The sequence below is a fragment of the Xenorhabdus sp. NBAII XenSa04 genome (assembly GCF_963866145.1).
In the GTDB taxonomy this organism is placed as follows: Bacteria; Pseudomonadota; Gammaproteobacteria; order Enterobacterales; family Enterobacteriaceae; genus Xenorhabdus; species Xenorhabdus indica.
Genome location: NZ_CAWMEB010000354.1, coordinates 1 through 269, shown reverse-complemented (window position 1 = coordinate 269; position 269 = coordinate 1). Strand labels below are relative to the sequence as shown.

The 269-nt window shown below is 61.0% G+C and carries 1 protein-coding gene; it reads left to right on the top strand.

Translation table 11 applies throughout. The features are described 5' to 3' along the window. Window positions 1-18 precede the first annotated feature (18 nt). On the top strand, window positions 19-269 hold a 251-nt coding region (locus tag AAC147_RS12230), incomplete at its 3' end, for a TraI domain-containing protein (protein ID WP_231571703.1).

The following is a 269-nucleotide window of genomic DNA, read 5'->3' as shown; positions in this document are numbered from 1 at the left end:
CTGAGCCGTGTCCAACAGGTGCCGGCAACACCGGAAGGTAACTGGTCGGGCAGCGGGGATTTTGCTGACCTGACGCTAAAGTTTACCACCTGTGCCGTGCGGCTGGCGAAGGGACATCTGTTACCCCCCGGGGCAGCCCCGGAAACTCAGGCTGCCCAGAGCCTGCTATGGCAGGCGGTTGTGTTCTGGACGGCATTATTTTACCACCTGCCCCTGTTGCAGCACCTGGAAGGGGAGCTGGATGATAGGCATGACTGGCAGCCGGGATT